Annotated in this window: 15 protein-coding genes; 6 read left to right on the forward strand and 9 right to left on the reverse strand. The window is 40.9% G+C overall.

Annotated features, from left to right (window positions below; all coding sequences use genetic code 11):
* The first annotated feature begins 141 nt into the window (after positions 1–141).
* On the forward strand, positions 142–492 hold the full coding sequence (locus MORIYA_RS11235) for a DUF3802 family protein (protein WP_112715234.1): 351 nt from the start codon (positions 142–144) through the stop codon (positions 490–492).
* A gap of 81 nt (positions 493–573) precedes the next feature.
* Here the strand turns inward: MORIYA_RS11235 and ilvN are convergent, their stop codons facing one another.
* From ilvN to MORIYA_RS11260, 5 genes are all read right to left on the reverse strand, one after another.
* Positions 574–1,068 carry an acetolactate synthase small subunit gene (ilvN, locus tag MORIYA_RS11240; protein ID WP_112715236.1) on the reverse strand — a complete coding sequence of 165 codons (495 nt, stop codon included), beginning with the start codon at positions 1,066–1,068 and terminating at the stop codon, positions 574–576.
* A complete protein-coding gene (locus tag MORIYA_RS11245) occupies positions 1,065–2,792 on the reverse strand; it encodes an acetolactate synthase 3 large subunit (RefSeq protein ID WP_112715238.1) in 1,728 nt (575 codons plus the stop codon). The genes ilvN and MORIYA_RS11245 overlap by 4 nt, the downstream gene beginning before the upstream one ends.
* Positions 2,793–3,150: 358 nt before the next feature.
* Positions 3,151–4,797 carry a putative bifunctional diguanylate cyclase/phosphodiesterase gene (locus tag MORIYA_RS11250; RefSeq protein WP_174216925.1) on the reverse strand — a complete coding sequence of 549 codons (1,647 nt, stop codon included), beginning with the start codon at positions 4,795–4,797 and terminating at the stop codon, positions 3,151–3,153.
* Between the two features lie 223 nt (positions 4,798–5,020).
* Complete coding sequence (locus MORIYA_RS11255) at positions 5,021–6,829, reverse strand: AMP-dependent synthetase/ligase (RefSeq protein ID WP_112715240.1); 1,809 nt, start codon at positions 6,827–6,829, stop codon at positions 5,021–5,023.
* A gap of 223 nt (positions 6,830–7,052) precedes the next feature.
* The gene (locus tag MORIYA_RS11260; protein ID WP_112715242.1) at positions 7,053–7,202 is read right to left on the reverse strand and encodes a 2-isopropylmalate synthase; all 150 of its coding nucleotides are present in this window, start codon (positions 7,200–7,202) and stop codon (positions 7,053–7,055) included.
* Positions 7,203–7,451: 249 nt separating this feature from the next.
* Here MORIYA_RS11260 and leuA point away from each other — a divergent pair, with 249 nt between their 5' ends.
* Positions 7,452–9,017, forward strand: coding sequence for a 2-isopropylmalate synthase (leuA, locus tag MORIYA_RS11265; protein ID WP_112715244.1), 1,566 nt, complete (start codon positions 7,452–7,454; stop codon positions 9,015–9,017).
* A gap of 20 nt (positions 9,018–9,037) precedes the next feature.
* Positions 9,038–10,135 carry a 3-isopropylmalate dehydrogenase gene (gene leuB / locus MORIYA_RS11270; RefSeq protein ID WP_112715246.1) on the forward strand — a complete coding sequence of 366 codons (1,098 nt, stop codon included), beginning with the start codon at positions 9,038–9,040 and terminating at the stop codon, positions 10,133–10,135.
* Between the two features lie 161 nt (positions 10,136–10,296).
* Here the strand turns inward: leuB and MORIYA_RS11275 are convergent, their stop codons facing one another.
* The gene (locus MORIYA_RS11275) at positions 10,297–10,587 is read right to left on the reverse strand and encodes a PilZ domain-containing protein (RefSeq protein ID WP_112715248.1); all 291 of its coding nucleotides are present in this window, start codon (positions 10,585–10,587) and stop codon (positions 10,297–10,299) included.
* A gap of 376 nt (positions 10,588–10,963) precedes the next feature.
* Between MORIYA_RS11275 and thiB the strand changes: the two genes are divergently transcribed.
* Genes thiB through thiQ form a run of 3 tightly spaced genes read left to right on the forward strand, consistent with a single transcriptional unit; the run spans position 10,964 to position 14,380 of the window.
* Positions 10,964–11,977, forward strand: coding sequence for a thiamine ABC transporter substrate binding subunit (gene thiB, locus MORIYA_RS11280; RefSeq protein ID WP_112715250.1), 1,014 nt, complete (start codon positions 10,964–10,966; stop codon positions 11,975–11,977).
* Between the two features lie 35 nt (positions 11,978–12,012).
* Positions 12,013–13,617 (forward strand): thiamine/thiamine pyrophosphate ABC transporter permease, encoded by a 1,605-nt coding sequence (thiP, locus tag MORIYA_RS11285; RefSeq protein ID WP_112715252.1) that lies wholly within the window; start codon positions 12,013–12,015, stop codon positions 13,615–13,617.
* The gene (thiQ, locus tag MORIYA_RS11290) at positions 13,610–14,380 is read left to right on the forward strand and encodes a thiamine ABC transporter ATP-binding protein (protein WP_112715254.1); all 771 of its coding nucleotides are present in this window, start codon (positions 13,610–13,612) and stop codon (positions 14,378–14,380) included. Before thiP ends, thiQ begins: the two co-directional genes overlap by 8 nt.
* Before the next feature lie 4 nt (positions 14,381–14,384).
* Here the strand turns inward: thiQ and MORIYA_RS11295 are convergent, their stop codons facing one another.
* From MORIYA_RS11295 to MORIYA_RS11305, 3 genes are all read right to left on the reverse strand, one after another.
* Positions 14,385–14,648, reverse strand: a complete 264-nt coding sequence (locus MORIYA_RS11295; RefSeq protein WP_112715256.1) for a YihD family protein — start codon at positions 14,646–14,648, stop codon at positions 14,385–14,387.
* Between the two features lie 200 nt (positions 14,649–14,848).
* Positions 14,849–15,184: a hypothetical protein gene (locus MORIYA_RS11300; protein WP_232011612.1), complete on the reverse strand. Its 336-nt coding sequence runs from the start codon at positions 15,182–15,184 to the stop codon at positions 14,849–14,851.
* Entirely contained in the window at positions 15,144–15,443 is a 300-nt protein-coding gene (locus MORIYA_RS11305; RefSeq protein WP_232011613.1) for a hypothetical protein, read from the reverse strand. The genes MORIYA_RS11300 and MORIYA_RS11305 overlap by 41 nt, the downstream gene beginning before the upstream one ends.
* Between the last annotated feature and the right edge of the window lie 121 nt (positions 15,444–15,564).

Consider the following 15,564-nt stretch of genomic DNA (forward strand, 5'->3'; position numbering starts at 1 on the left):
ACTTTACCTATCAAAGCGGTCAGCGCATAATCCAAGCCTTATACATGTTTATACGCACGTAGTGTCATAATGCGGCGAAGGCCTACGAGTGCGAAACTGTGCAATAGCATGTACTATTTATATTTGAAGCGGTAAATAATTATGATAACAAACAGTGATGGTTATATTCAGCTAATTCACTTTTTAGCTGATAACTTAGCCATTTTTGAACACCATAACCAGCAAGGCTCCTCGACTACAGATACCATTGGCGATATTTTTTCCGAACATATCGCGACGAATACCATGGCGATGTGTAATCAACATCAACAGCTGACTGAAAAACATCGCTTTGTTATTATCCGTGAAATAGATGCCATTGTAGGGGATTTAGAAGAGGTATTATCCAGTGCTTGGGACGTACCACCAACGAATGAACAAATGACGTTTATCGAAGAATTCGTTGGCTTAATGAAAAATTTATTTGATAGTGAAATATCTAAATTAGTGTAAGTGACTTTAAATAAAATTAAGTAAAAGAAAAAGCCAGCCCACATAACATGGGCTGGCTTTTTTATGCACATAAAAGCGAGATTATGCTTTTAGACAACGCTCACCACGAGCGATACCACAAACACCACTTCGAACTACTTCGACGATCTCAGTCTGTGACGCTAATGTTTTGATAAAACTATCAAGCTTATCGCTATCACCCGTCAGTTGTACGGTATATAAAGAATCAGTGATATCGACAATTTGACCACGGAAAATATCCGATGTACGCTTCACTTCAGCACGGACAAAACCGGATGCTTTTACTTTAATTAATAACAGCTCACGTTCAATATGTGCACCTTCGGTAAGATCACTTACTTTTAGCACATCAATCAGCTTATTCAATTGCTTCATGATCTGCTCGACAACAGCCCGATCACCATTTGTAACCAAGGTTAAACGCGAAAGCGTGTCATCATCAGTCGTTGATACAGTCAAAGACTCAATATTGTAACCACGTTGTGAAAACAAACCAACGATTCGTGACAAAGCACCTGATTCATTTTCTGTTAATACTGAAATTATACGTCTCATGAAGTGGTTTTCTCCGTCTTACTTAAATACATATCGTCCATTGCGCCATATTTAATTTGCATCGGATATACATGCTCTTCTGGATCAATAATAATATCCATGAATACAACACGATTTTTATTTTCTTCCGAGAAGCACTCAGCAAAAGCTTTATCCAAATTTTCAGGTTTACTCACCTGAATACCAACGTGATGATAAGCTTCTGCTAACTTAACAAAATCAGGCATAGACTCCATATAAGAGTGAGAATGACGGCCATCATAGAACATTTTCTGCCACTGTTTAACCATGCCTAGCGCACCATTATTCAAGGTGATAATCTTCACGGCAATACCGTATTGCAGACAGGTAGATAATTCTTGAATGTTCATTTGAATAGAACCATCACCAGTAATACAACATACTATCTTTTCTGGGTTGGCAATTTTAGCGCCCATAGCTGCAGGAAAACCAAAGCCCATAGTCCCAAGACCGCCGGAGTTGATCCATTGGCGTGGTTTATCGTACGGGTAATACAAGGCACCAAACATTTGATGTTGGCCTACATCCGAGGTAATAATCGCTTTACCCTCTGTATGTTTATATAAGCCTTCGATAACCGCTTGCGGTTTAATTGACAACCCTGTTTCATAGCTAAGGCATTTTTTAGTACGCCAGCTATCAATTTGTTTCCACCAAGCAGCACGTTCTTCTTCGTTCGCGGTAACATCCAACTCTTCAATAACCTCAAGCATCTGCTCAACAACCACTTCGATAGAACCAACAATGGGAATATCAGCGTGTACTGTTTTAGAGATTGATGTTGGGTCGATATCAACATGAATTATTTTTGCTTCAGGACAAAATTTATCAATGGCATTGGTGACACGATCATCAAAACGTGCGCCTAAACAAATAATAAGATCTGAGTTATGCATGGTTTTGTTCGCTTCAAATGTACCATGCATACCTAACATACCGACATTCTGTGAATGCGTACCAGGAAAGATACCCAGACCCATCAAAGTATTCGTTACCGGTAGGTTTAACTGTTCTGCAAATTTAAGTACTTGTGTTTCAGCATTCGCAATTACCGCGCCGCCACCAACATAAAGTACTGGTTTTTTAGCCGTTGCAATCGCTTTAACGGCTTTACGTACTTGTCCTTTATGACCCGATGTAACCGGGTTATATGATCGCATAGACACGCTTTCAGGATATTTGTACGGAAATTTAGCTAACGGGTTTTGCGTATCTTTTGGTAAATCGATTACCACAGGTCCAGGACGACCTGTTGACGCGATATAATACGCTTTTTTGATCGCTTCTGGGATCTCAGAAGCTGTTTTACATAAAAAACTGTGTTTTACAACAGGGCGAGATACCCCCATCATGTCCGTTTCCTGGAATGCATCGTTACCGATCATTGACGTAGGAACCTGACCCGATAAGACAACCAGCGGAATCGAATCCATATACGCAGTAGCAATACCAGTAATACAGTTTGTCGCCCCCGGTCCTGATGTAACTAGGACGGTACCAACTTTCCCTGTTGAACGTGCATAACCATCTGCAGCATGCACTGCAGCTTGCTCATGCCGGACTAAAAAATGTTCAATTTTACTTGATTCGAATAACGCATCATAAATATCAAGAACAGAGCCACCAGGATAACCGAAGATATGCTCAATACCCTCATCTTCCAGTGAGCGGATTACCATTTCGGCACCAGACAACATTTCCATAAGCAGGCCCTCCCGGCCCATTTCCTAATTCTAGTTTGACAACTGTCGACATTATAACCAATTAGTTACAAGTTTAAACTTCCCATTGAATTAGATTTAACTTTATTTTTATTGGTTTATTCATTAAAATTAACAAAATAAAATCATCTTTAAAAGCAATATAAGAAATTAAATATTAAAAAAATTCATCATCATTACTTAGAACGATATATTTCGGCTGGAAATGAGGAGACAACAAAGAGGCGCACACCAGCAACACATTGATTTAGAATAAAAAATATCGCCCACGGTAAGTTACCCATGTGATAACACTCCGCTATTTTAAAACAAACAATTTCTCGAATAACGATATAATTAACTATGCTGATGGCTGGTCAATCATTTTAGTCGCAGGATTTTCATTTCGATTCGCCAACCACATATGTAACGTTGATAACGACATAGGTTTTGCGTACCAGTATCCCTGTACCTTAAAACAACCTTGTTTAAGTAAGAATTCTGCTTGCCCTGGATGCTCAATGCCCTCACCCAGCAACTCTAAGTTTAAAGCCTCACCCATAGCACAAATACCTTTCACTATTTTTTGACTACGCTCCGAGTCAACGACACCTTCAATAAAGCTACGGTCCAACTTAATACCATAGAACTTAAATTTATGCAGATAGCTAAATGAAGAATAACCCGTGCCAAAATCATCAATCCATAACTTGATACCTAAATTATTTAATTCGCGTAATACGCGCAAGTTATCACTATCTGCATTCATTAATGTGGTTTCAGTTATCTCAAAATGGATCTGGGCTGGGGATAAAGAGTAACTCGCTAAAATACTTCTGACATTATGTACAAAGGCATTATCCGCAAGTTGTTGTGGGGCGATATTGATCGCAATGAAATACTCAGGATTGTGGATCTGTAATAACGCTAAATCACTGCAAGCTTGTTTAATGATCCATTGACCTATAGGCACGATAAGACCCGTTTGTTCAGTCACAGGAATAAAGTCATCGGGGGGGACTAAACCACGAACAGGATGATTCCAACGAATTAACGCTTCAAAGCCTAACTCTGTTTCTGTTGATATATCAATGATAGGTTGATAATAAATTTCAAATTCACCATTGATAATCGCCTGATTAAGTTCTTGCTCAAGATGGACTCGGTATTCCAATTCTCGCATGTACTCAGGTTTAAAAAAAGCCACACCATGCTTGCCTGACTCTTTGACTTTATACATCGCCATATCCGCTTTTTTCAATAATGAGTCACTGCACGTACCATGCTCAGGACTGATACTGACACCGATGCTGACACCGATAACGATACTCTTATCAGACAATTCAATTTTACGACGAATATTTTTCAGCAATTGGTTCAAGATAGGCGCGATATTTTCAGCATCTGAAAAACCCATTATTAATATGGCAAATTCGTCGCCACCAATACGAAAGATATCGGTTTTATACATGTTAGGTTGCAGCGGGTAACCTAACGATAATTTAATGCGTTGCGCGATAATAGCGATGACTTGATCGCCGACATTATGACCTAAAGTATCATTGATATCTTTAAGATCGTCGAGATCCAAAATACATAACGCAGTATTACCTTGCCCTTCTGCCATTCTGCTATCGAGCATTTCTAGAAATTTAAATCGATTGGCTAATCCAGTGCAATTATCTAAATATACCGATAAATCCAGCGCTACAAGTCGCCCTTGTAAGCGGGATAACTCCAAATTAGCTTTTCGCAGACTCTTCCTGTAGTTATTTGTTTTATAGATACAAATAACACTAATGACGCTGACAAAAATAGTAATGATGACGGAAGTAGGCGTTAAGATGATCGTATGGCGTAATGCTAATAACAAGAACCAGATTGCATCACTCGAAAACGCGAAAAGATAGATACAAAAAAACAGTGCTAGCGAGCTACCAACCGCAATGAAGGTAAGAACAATTTTACGCCATTGATGTGAAATATTCCCGGTATTGAACTTGTCCATAATTAGCACTATCCATTGTGACCAATCTACTTAATTCATATTCAATTAAGATTAGTGCAGATCAATAACAATGGGGTGAATATTTTACTCGGCTCAGTCATAAATAGAAAAAAGTGCTAGGGCAGTAAAGGTTCACTCAGTGATCAATGTAATCTAGACATAATAATCCCGTTGTAAGTCACCTTAAAAGTGCATAACGGGATTATTATGCTAGTAAAAAAACTTAATGTTTTATATTTTTTCCTTTTTTAACAGTGCTATACATACTTTCGATCAAGCTACTGTAGCGCTGTTGAATCACTTTACGTTTTAACTTAAGCGTCGGTGTTAGCTCACCTTTTTCATTGGTAAACGGTGATGCCATGAGCTTAAATTTCTTCACTTGCTCAAATTTAGCCAGCTCTTTCTGCATTTCTTTAACACGTTCATCAAGCAATTCAACTATCTTAGTATGCTTAAGTAATTCAACATACGATTCGTATTTTAGATTCAGTGTTTTAGCATATTCTTCAATTGCTTCTTGTGCAGGCACAATCAAGGCCGAGGCATATTTTCTGGCATCCGCAAATACGGCCACTTGTTCAATGAAACGATCACGACCTAACGTACCTTCGATTAATTGTGGGGCAATATATTTACCACACTCAGTTTTCATTAAATCTTTCAAACGGTCGGTAATATACAAGTAGCCATTTTCATCAATCGCCCCTGCATCACCCGTTTTCAACCATTCACCGTCAAAGGTTTTTGCCGTTTCTTCTGGCTTGTTGAAGTAACCGCGCATGACAGTCGGGCTTTTAATCAAGATCTCGTTTTCAGCGCCCAGTTTCACTTCAATACCCGGTAACACCGAACCAATCGATCCGAGTTTAAAGTCTTTCGAATAACAGCTCACTGTCGCCACAGTTTCTGTCATGCCGTAGCCATATTTAATATGGATACCGATTGCTTGGAAAAATAAGTTAACTTCATCGTCGAGTTTCGCACCCGAACAAGGGAAGAAGCGTACCTTGCCACCAAATACAGCGCGCAATTTAGTAAATACCAATTTATCCGCGATCGCATGTTGCAGTTGCAATAATGGCGACACAGACGTACCCGCTTGTTGTGCTTCAAAGCGTTGCTTACCGACGCGAACAGCCCAATGAAATAATTTTTTACGTGCTGCTGGGGCATTCTCAACTTTATTCATAATGGTGGTATGAATTTTTTCATACAGACGTGGTACCGCACACATCACAGTAGGCTTAGTATCTGTTAAGGCTTTTTGAATGCGCGCAGGATCTTTCAGGTAAGTATTTTCGGCCCCCCATAACAATGCATTAAACGTCCAAATACGTTCAAAAACATGGCTTAACGGTAAGAATGCTAATGAAACATCATTTTCTTCTAAACGCGTTTCGGACTCATTCGCTGCTAATGCAGCTTGAATGTTAGCATAATCAAGCATCACGCCTTTCGGTTCACCAGTGGTGCCAGAGGTATAAATTAAGGTAACAAGATCATCTGACCTGGCTTGTTCAATACGCTGTGAGAGCGCTATCGATGATGGGCTATTAGGTGTGAACGCTAGCATATCGGCATAAGCAACAACACGAGGATCATCAGGTAAATTAACGCCCGAAGAAAAAACAATAAGGGACTGCAGCGATTCACATTTATCAAGTAATGGTAAGGCGAGTTTTAATTCCGCTTTATCACCAATAAACATGCAGGTAATATTGGCATCATTAATTATATATTCAGCTTGTGATGAAGTACTGCTTGGATAAAGTGGTACCGAAACGGCACGACACTGCTGCAGAGCGAGATCGGCAATCGTCCATTCTGGTAAATTATTTGACCAAATACCCACGTTTTCCTGAACTTTAAGTCCACGATCAAGTAAGTTATTTGCCAAACCTTCGATACGTTCACCCATCTGCTTCCAGCTAACGCGATCCCAACCAGTTTTGGTTTTACTCTTCAGGGCTGTTTTATCTTGATATTGCTCAATCCTCGCAAGGATCTGATTTACAAAATGCTGACTCATGTCTATTTCTCATGTTAATTCGGGCGCAAACGAAACTCGGCTTACACTTGTAAGCCAGAGAGGGTAGCCTGTAAAATTTCATTTGTAAAATAAATGAATATTTTATAACCTATTTAACACTTAACCATCCAATAATAGCGTCATTTTAGTTATAAACTGGGGGTTTAACCACAAGTTACAACTTATTTAGTCATTACGCTCGAAAATAATAAGTTAAGTGTCGCTAGTGACTGGCTAAATGCGACCAACTGTCTAATGGTTCATCACAGTCTCTTTCAACTAAAGATATATCAATCCCCATATCGGTTAATTCTTTCAGTGTTAGGTCATCTGCAAGCTCAACCATCTCGCCTTGTTCATTTTTAAATAACATATCTCACTCCACGATAAAAAACCTAATTTAAGTGTGGCATAGATCAAAGAAAGGTCTAATTTAGCTATGTGATAAAAGTAATATTGCCACGCTGGTCTTACGGCTTGGCTATATTGTGTATCTGCCAGTAGCTGGGGACAAATCAATTGACAAAAAACAGCCAAGCCTGTAATGATTAATGCATAAAATTAATTTATACATATAGATGGCTAAAGCGAGTCTATATAACGGCAAATTGAAGGATTCATAATGTCAGACCAGGTTATTATTTTTGATACGACCTTAAGGGATGGAGAGCAAGCATTATCTGCAAGCTTAACCGTAAAAGAAAAATTACAAATCGCCTTTGCACTTGAGCGCCTAGGTGTTGATGTAATGGAAGTTGGTTTTCCAATTTCATCACCTGGTGATTTTGAATCCGTGCAGACGATTGCACGTAATATTAAAAATAGTCGTGTTTGCGCCCTTTCTCGCGCGCTTGAAAAAGATATTGACGCTGCAGCCCAAGCACTGTCAGTTGCGAAATACTTCCGTATTCATACCTTTATTTCGACATCAGATATTCATGTTAAAAGTAAATTAAAACGTAGCTTTAACGATGTGCTCCAGATGGGTTGCCACGCGATTAAACATGCCCGTCGTTATACTGATGACGTTGAGTTTTCTTGTGAAGATGCCGGCCGTACCCCAATCGATAATCTATGTCGTATGGTTGAAGAAGCCATTAAAGCCGGTGCCACCACGATTAACATTCCAGATACCGTTGGTTATACCGTGCCATCGCAATTCGGCGGCATCATCACCGACTTATTCAATCGCGTGCCAAATATTGATAAAGCCGTGATCTCGGTACATTGTCATGATGACCTTGGCTTATCGGTAGCGAACTCCATTGCGGCCATAGAGCAAGGTGCTCGTCAAATCGAATGTACCATCAATGGTATTGGTGAACGCGCAGGTAACTGTTCATTAGAAGAAATAGCCATGATCTTGCACACACGCCAAGATTTATTAGGTAAAACCACCAATATTAACGCACAAGAAATTTACCGAACCAGCCAGCTAGTCAGCCAACTCTGCAACATGCCAGTACAGGCTAATAAAGCCATTGTGGGTGCTAATGCATTTTCACATTCTTCAGGTATTCATCAGGATGGCGTGCTGAAAGCAAAAAATACTTACGAAATTATCACCCCAGAAAGTATTGGTCTAACCCAAAACAAGTTAAATCTAACCTCACGTTCTGGTCGTCATGTGATCAAACATCGTATGGCAGAGCTGGGCTATACTGCTAATGATTATGATCTTGAAGAGCTGTATGAAAGCTTCTTACAACTGGCGGATAAAAAGGGCCAAATATTCGATTATGACCTTGAAGCATTAATCTTCTTTAATAATTTGCACGAAGATGAAGCACATTTTAAATTAGATTATCTCAGTGTTCAGTCTGGTTCCGGCGTGAAAGCAACCGCAACAATTAGCTTAATTTCACAATTAGAAACAACGGATGAATCTCGTACAGACACTGAAGCGGCGATAGGTAATGGTCCAGTTGATGCAGTTTATAAATGTTTAAGTCGTATTTCTGGCTTCGATATCGATATTGCCGATTATCACATCACAGCCAAAGGCGAAGGTAAAGACGCACTGGGTCAAGTCGATATTGTCGCAACGTATGAAGGCCGTAAGTTCCACGGTATCGGCTTAGCCACCGATATCATCGAATCGTCGGCGCTGGCTTATGTCCACGTAATGAATAATATCCATCGCGCCAATGCGGTAGAACAACAGAAACTTAAAAAACAACATCAATAATATAGGAAAGGCGGCTAAGCATGACTGTAACAAAACACAATATTGCGGTATTACCAGGTGATGGTATCGGTCCAGAAGTAATGGCGGAAGCAATTAAAGTACTTGCTGCTGTACAAAGTAAGTTTAATTTAGAATTTACCTATGATTTTAATGATGTTGGTGGTATTGCGATCGATAACCACGGTACACCATTACCAACAAGCACACTAACGGCGTGTGAAAATTCAGATGCGATCTTATTCGGCTCTGTCGGTGGCCCAAAATGGGAAGGACTACCACCACAAGAACAGCCTGAACGAGGCGCATTATTACCATTGCGAGGGCATTTCAAACTATTTTGTAATCTACGTCCAGCTAAAATTTATGCTGGTTTAGAAAAATTTTCACCACTGCGTGAAGACATCTCAAGCAATGGTTTTGACGTAGTTGTCGTGCGTGAATTAACTGGCGGTATCTACTTCGGCTTACCAAAAGGTAATAAAGGCGAAGGCGCTGACGAAACTGGTTTTGATACCATGCTTTATAGCCGTGCTGAAGTTGAACGTATTGCTCGTATTGCCTTTGAAGCGGCAAAACTACGCGGTAAAAAAGTAACGTCGGTTGATAAAGCTAACGTACTCGCGACCTCTGTATTATGGCGTAAAGTGGTCATTGAAATTGCCCAAGAATACCCAGAAGTTGAACTAGAACATATCTATGTCGACAACGCAGCAATGCAGTTAATCAAAGACCCATCGCAATTTGATGTGCTGCTTTGTGGCAACTTATTCGGTGATATCATTTCTGATGAATGTGCAATGATCACTGGCTCTATGGGCATGTTGCCATCAGCAAGTATGAACGATTCTGACTTTGGTTTATACGAACCAGCAGGTGGTTCCGCACCCGATATCGCCGGTAAAGGTATTGCCAATCCAATTGCTCAAATCTTATCTGCTGCAATGATGTTACGTTATTCACTAAAACAAGAAGAAGCGGCACAAGCGATTGAACAAGCAGTTTCATTTGTATTAGAAGAAGGTTATGCGACCGGCGATCTACACAGTGCTGCGAATGCGAAACCAGTGCAAAACACAGTACAAATGGGTGATTTAATTGCCGCTAAAATTGGCGCTTAATTAGCACCACATTAACCATCTAGTTAACTTATCTATACATATCTGCGATTAAAGTAACCGGTTATAACAACAAGGCCGATAGTGAAAATACACTATCGGCCTTGTTGTAGGAGCGTAATTACATCTCGTTGAATTACTGGCGCGAATATAAGTCCCTCAGGCTAAGTCAAACTGGTAAATTCGACCCCTATTTGATAATTATCACCACAATTATCGATACGAGTTACCTTTGCTTCGGCTTGTAACGGCGGGACGCGGGTATCGCCAGTCGGTAGAAAAATACTCACGCTATCGTTTAAAGAAAAATAATTTTCAGATATATCTAACGACATGCCACTCGCGCTTAAATCACGACAGATAGCAGTAATATTACGCTCTTCATCCGTCACCTGCACCGGTGAATCGATTAACATTCGGTGATAACTACGTCGTTCCAAATTAGCTTTTAGCACATCAATATCCCTCTTATGACTCTAATTTATAAATGTTGATTAGTTAATTTATCAATTCTGAGAAAAATATAAATCATTCAAATATCTAAATGATCCGTTTATTTTTTGAGTATAGTCATCATTTATTCACTCGGTTCACGCCAAGTAAAATTATGCGATCCAGATTGCTTTTTTCACGATACAAAATTCACTAGCACTTTAGAACAAATAAAAATACAATGGAGGTTCACTCATCGGGGTGCTGCTCGACTTTTTGTTAAAAAGTCACACTGGCTGAGATAACACCCGTAATAACTTGAACCAGATAATGCTGGCATAGGAATGAGATTCGACCAACTGAGTCATAAGTTCTATGCTTCACATTCTAGGAGTATCCGTGAAGCACACGATCAAAAAACTAGCACTTTGCACTGCCCTACTTTTACCTTCGCTGTCATTACAAGTCGCTCACGCCGCTGACAAACCAGTATTAAATATTTATACCTACGATTCATTTGCATCCGATTGGGGCCCAGGTCCAAAAATAAAAACTGCGTTTGAAGCCGAGTGTAATTGCGAACTTAATTTAGTCGCACTCGAAGATGGGGTCAGTATTCTGAATCGTGTCAAACTGGAAGGTAAATACACCAAGGCTGATGTATTATTAGGCTTAGACAACAACCTGATGGCTGAAGCAGTAAAAACCAACCTGCTTGCACCTCATCAGCAAGATACCAGTAATTTATCACTGCCAAACGAATGGACGAATAAGTACTTTGTTCCATTCGATTACGGTCACTTTGCATTTATCTACGACAGTGAAAAGCTGGCCAATCCACCAGCGAGTTTAGCTGAATTAGTTGAACGTAAAGATCTGAGCATTATCTATCAAGATCCACGCACCAGCACCCCAGGCCTTGGTTTCATGTTATGGGTAAAAGCCGTTTATGGTGACGAAGCACCGCAAGCATGGCAACAGATCGCAGCTAAAACAGTCACCATCACCAAAGGCTGGAGCCAAGCTTACGGCATGTTCTTGAAAGGCGAAGCGGACATGGTATTAAGCTATACTACGTCACCGGCTTATCACATGGTTGCCGAGCAAGAATTTAAGTATAAAGCCGCAGAATTCAGTGAAGGTCATTATCAACAAACAGAGGTGGTTGCCCGTTTGAAAGATGCCGCCAATCCAGAATTAGCCGATCAATTCATGGCGTTCGTACTTACCCCTGCATTCCAAGACGTGATAGCAACAGGTAACTGGATGCTACCAGCAAAACAAGCGGCGGCACTGCCAAGCGAGTTCGAACAATTAATTAGCCCCGCAAAAACCCTCGAGTTCACACCAGAAGAAGTGGCTCAATCACGTAAATCTTGGGTGAAGGAATGGCGTAACGCTGTTACCCAATAATTAGTCCATAATGAGTAAATAATTAATCAAAAATTATGATCGCGAATTCGCATAAATACTGGTGGTGTAGCGCAGTGCTCGCCATCAGCATCATTTTAATTCTAGTGGGTGGTAGTTTTACTGCCCTACTTAATTTTTCACAAACCGAGTTAGACTTCAGCAGTGTGCTGGCGGACTCGTACACCCAACATGTCATTCGCTTTAGTTTTTACCAAGCGGCCTTATCAACGGGCTTGAGTATTGGTTTAGCGATCCCGTTAGCACGCGCGTTCTCGCGTCGAGAGTTCGCGGGTAAACAAATGATCATCAAACTGTTTAACTTATCACTGGTACTGCCCATTATCATTGCCATCTTTGGTATTATTACTGTGCACGGTAAAAGTGGGTGGGTTAATCAACTACTCGGATTTTTTAACATAGAAACCGGCCATTATATTTATGGCTTAACCGGTATTCTGCTTGCCCATTTATTTTTTAATGTGCCGTTAGCCACCCGTATTTTATTACAAACATTAGATTCCATTCCCAGTGAATCTTGGCGTTTAGCCAGTCAACTTAACTTACAATCTCGGCACATCTTTATCACCTTAGAATGGCCAAAGATAAAACAACAATTACCCTCGTTAATCAGTCTTATTTTTATGCTGTGCTTTACCAGTTTCGCGATTGTCATGTCGCTCGGCGGTGGGCCTAATTACGCCACACTTGAAGTCGCCATCTACCAAGCACTTAAATTTGAATTTGATATCGAGCAAGCCGTGGCCTTGGCGATCATCCAAGTCGCGATCACCGTGGCGTTAATGCTTTTTAGTGCGGTATTTTTAAAGTCACAACCTATGTCAGCACCATCCGGTAATTATTTTCGTCGCCCCGACTGCCACACGCTAAGCAGTAAAATTGGTGATGCGATCAGCTTTATTTTAGCCAGCTGTTTATTAGCACCACCGATACTGGCTATTTTTATCAGTGGCATCAACAACAAGACTCTCGCCGTTCTTAGCGATCCTATGTTATGGCAAGCCACAGGTATCTCACTACAAATAGCCCTGAGCTCGGGTTTATTAAGTTTGTTACTGGCCTGCTCAATTTTATTCTCGACACGCATATTAAAAGTACGCTTTAAGCTCATGGCATTAGCGTATGGCATCGAAAATATTGGCGCTATTATTTTAGTGGTACCAGCACTGGTACTCGGTACGGGCTTGTTCTTATTATTACGCCCCTATGTTGATGTATTTAGCATTGCCGCTTGGCTGGTGATCCTCGTCAATGCACTGATGGCATTACCTTATTTACTGCGAGTATTGAACCAACCGATCCAAGATAGCTTTGCGTCATATGACAAACTCGCTATCAGTTTAGGCTTATCACGCCTGCAGCGTCTGCGCATTATTGAATGGCCATTATTACGTAAACCGGTGGCGATGGGATTAGGGCTAGCTTGTGTGCTATCTCTGGGTGATTTAAGTGTGATCGCGTTATTTGGTAGCCAAAATATGCAAACCTTACCTTTGGTGCTCTACCGCCAGTTAGGCAGCTATCAACTTGATGCCGCCGCAGTGACTGCGATTTTCTTATTAACCCTTTGCGGTATTATTTTCTATTTGTTCGAACGTATTATTGGAGGCAAAAATGCCTAATGCAACGCTCCTAAACAATGCTATTCCCCTAAGCAATGCCGACAGCAGCAGGGCATTATTACAGGTAAATAATATTACCTTTGCTTATGAACAAATGCAGATGCACTTTGATTTAGTCGTTAATCGCGGCGAAACCTTAGCGATCCTGGGGGCCAGTGGTTCGGGTAAATCAACGCTACTGAATCTGATTGCGGGTTTTAATCAGCCGTTATCGGGGGATATCCGTTTTCAACAAGACTCGATATTAACTAAAGCACCTGCGCAGCGACCGATCACCACGTTATTTCAGGAGCATAATTTGTTTAATCACTTAACCGTTAAACAAAATATTGCCATTGGCTTAGCACCCAGCATGAAGTTAAATGCCGAGCAACAAACGGCGTTAGAAACCGCAGCACAACAAGTGGAGATGACTGATTTACTGCATCGCTTACCCGCTGACTTGAGTGGTGGTCAACGTCAGCGCGTTGGTATTGCCCGTTGTCTCGCACGTAAACAACCACTATTACTATTAGATGAACCCTTTAGTTCGCTCGATCCCGCATTACGTCAAGAGATGTTACGTTTGATCGCCAAGCTGAATAAAGAACATGGCATTACCGTATTAATGGTCACCCATAACCCCAATGATGCCCTGCAGATAGCCGACAATATTGCCTTTATAGAAAACGGTAAGATCGCACTGCATGCACCAGCCGCTATTTTGGCTGATCAAGATGCACCGGATATGTTGAAACGTTATTTGGGGACGCTGAATAAGTAAGAGTCTAAATAAAACCGCGTGCTTTGAGCAGCGCGGTTTTAAAGTCATCTTCTTGATCTTTCGCTAACCCGGGGATCATGTCATCTTTCGCGCTGTTGCGCATTTTTAAGTGATAGATAAGCGCATCATCACTCAACGCTGCTAACTCACCTGTAAACTTCATCTCTGCAGCCAACGTTGCGAGCAACTGCAACAGGTTCATATCAGGTACTTTCTGCCATTCTGGTTGTAATAACTCAATAATCTCATTTAAGCGGTGATATTTCATTTTATAATCCTTATTTCAACTGTGGTTATTATACCTGTTCCTAGGCATAAGTTAAGTACACACAGACCCGATTATTGCAGGCAACCATAACTCAATGACAACCACGGCCAAGTAGTAACAGCAACGCCCCGAGCAATCACTATTACCTGGGGCGTGTTATTTATAATACTAGCGCGAGAAACCTGAGCAGACTTAAAGTGCTAACTGCCAGCGTTGTAATGGTTTACCGCACCCTCACCAACTGATTGTCCAACAGCAGGTAACAAGGGAACGTCTTTATCTGTATGTGCTGTATTGTCTGGATCGCTATCGTCAGCAAACACCACTTGTGTCCAACCCGCATTAATAAGATCGTCTGTATTAAGCGCGCTTGCTGTCATCGGTGCCGGTGCGACTTTACGCCAGTCATGTTTACCTTTACGTTCCCAGCTTTTATCACTGATAAATGGCGCTATCGCTAAAATTAAGATGATTAATAACGCCACCCACTTACCTTCACGACCACCATCGTCGGTCTGGACTGATTGACTGATCATTTTTCAATTCACCTTTGTAATTGGCTTTCATTAAGTAACGACCCGCAACATTTGGCGTGAACGTCACGTTATACCCCGGACCTTTGTAGTCCATGGCTATCTCACCTTCGATTAATTCACCGTCTTCAACTTCGGTAAAAACATCTAAAGCTGAAGGTCGACCAGAAAGTTGGGCGTGTTCGGTAAGGTAATTAATAATACCGGCTTTATCGACAGCAATAACGCCATTGAAATATAGATATGCAGACGACGTGCCCATACTTGCACTTGCTTGTTTTTCAAAAATGTTTTATTTTTTGAGGTTGTCTTTTGATGTTTCGATCTTATAGGTGTCTGGGAAAAAGACTGACTGATAGAGGACATGATCGTAATAACACGGC

Source organism: Moritella yayanosii (genome assembly GCF_900465055.1).
GTDB classification, from domain to species: domain Bacteria; phylum Pseudomonadota; class Gammaproteobacteria; order Enterobacterales; family Moritellaceae; genus Moritella; species Moritella yayanosii.

Bases quoted from the DNA above. Each gene is read 5' to 3' on its own strand.
- MORIYA_RS11300 (WP_232011612.1), bottom strand. From the start codon at position 15,184: ATGATCAGTCAATCAGTCCAGACCGACGATGGTGGTCGTGAAGGTAAG.
- MORIYA_RS11250 (WP_174216925.1), bottom strand. From the start codon at position 4,797: ATGGACAAGTTCAATACCGGGAATATTTCACATCAATGGCGTAAAATT.
- MORIYA_RS11245 (WP_112715238.1), bottom strand. From the start codon at position 2,792: ATGGAAATGTTGTCTGGTGCCGAAATGGTAATCCGCTCACTGGAAGAT.
- MORIYA_RS11235 (WP_112715234.1), top strand. From the start codon at position 142: ATGATAACAAACAGTGATGGTTATATTCAGCTAATTCACTTTTTAGCT.
- leuA (WP_112715244.1), top strand. From the start codon at position 7,452: ATGTCAGACCAGGTTATTATTTTTGATACGACCTTAAGGGATGGAGAG.
- MORIYA_RS11305 (WP_232011613.1), bottom strand. From the start codon at position 15,443: ATGGGCACGTCGTCTGCATATCTATATTTCAATGGCGTTATTGCTGTC.
- MORIYA_RS11255 (WP_112715240.1), bottom strand. From the start codon at position 6,829: ATGAGTCAGCATTTTGTAAATCAGATCCTTGCGAGGATTGAGCAATAT.
- MORIYA_RS11295 (WP_112715256.1), bottom strand. From the start codon at position 14,648: ATGAAATATCACCGCTTAAATGAGATTATTGAGTTATTACAACCAGAA.
- thiP (WP_112715252.1), top strand. From the start codon at position 12,013: ATGATCGCGAATTCGCATAAATACTGGTGGTGTAGCGCAGTGCTCGCC.
- MORIYA_RS11260 (WP_112715242.1), bottom strand. From the start codon at position 7,202: ATGTTATTTAAAAATGAACAAGGCGAGATGGTTGAGCTTGCAGATGAC.
- ilvN (WP_112715236.1), bottom strand. From the start codon at position 1,068: ATGAGACGTATAATTTCAGTATTAACAGAAAATGAATCAGGTGCTTTG.
- thiQ (WP_112715254.1), top strand. From the start codon at position 13,610: ATGCCTAATGCAACGCTCCTAAACAATGCTATTCCCCTAAGCAATGCC.
- leuB (WP_112715246.1), top strand. From the start codon at position 9,038: ATGACTGTAACAAAACACAATATTGCGGTATTACCAGGTGATGGTATC.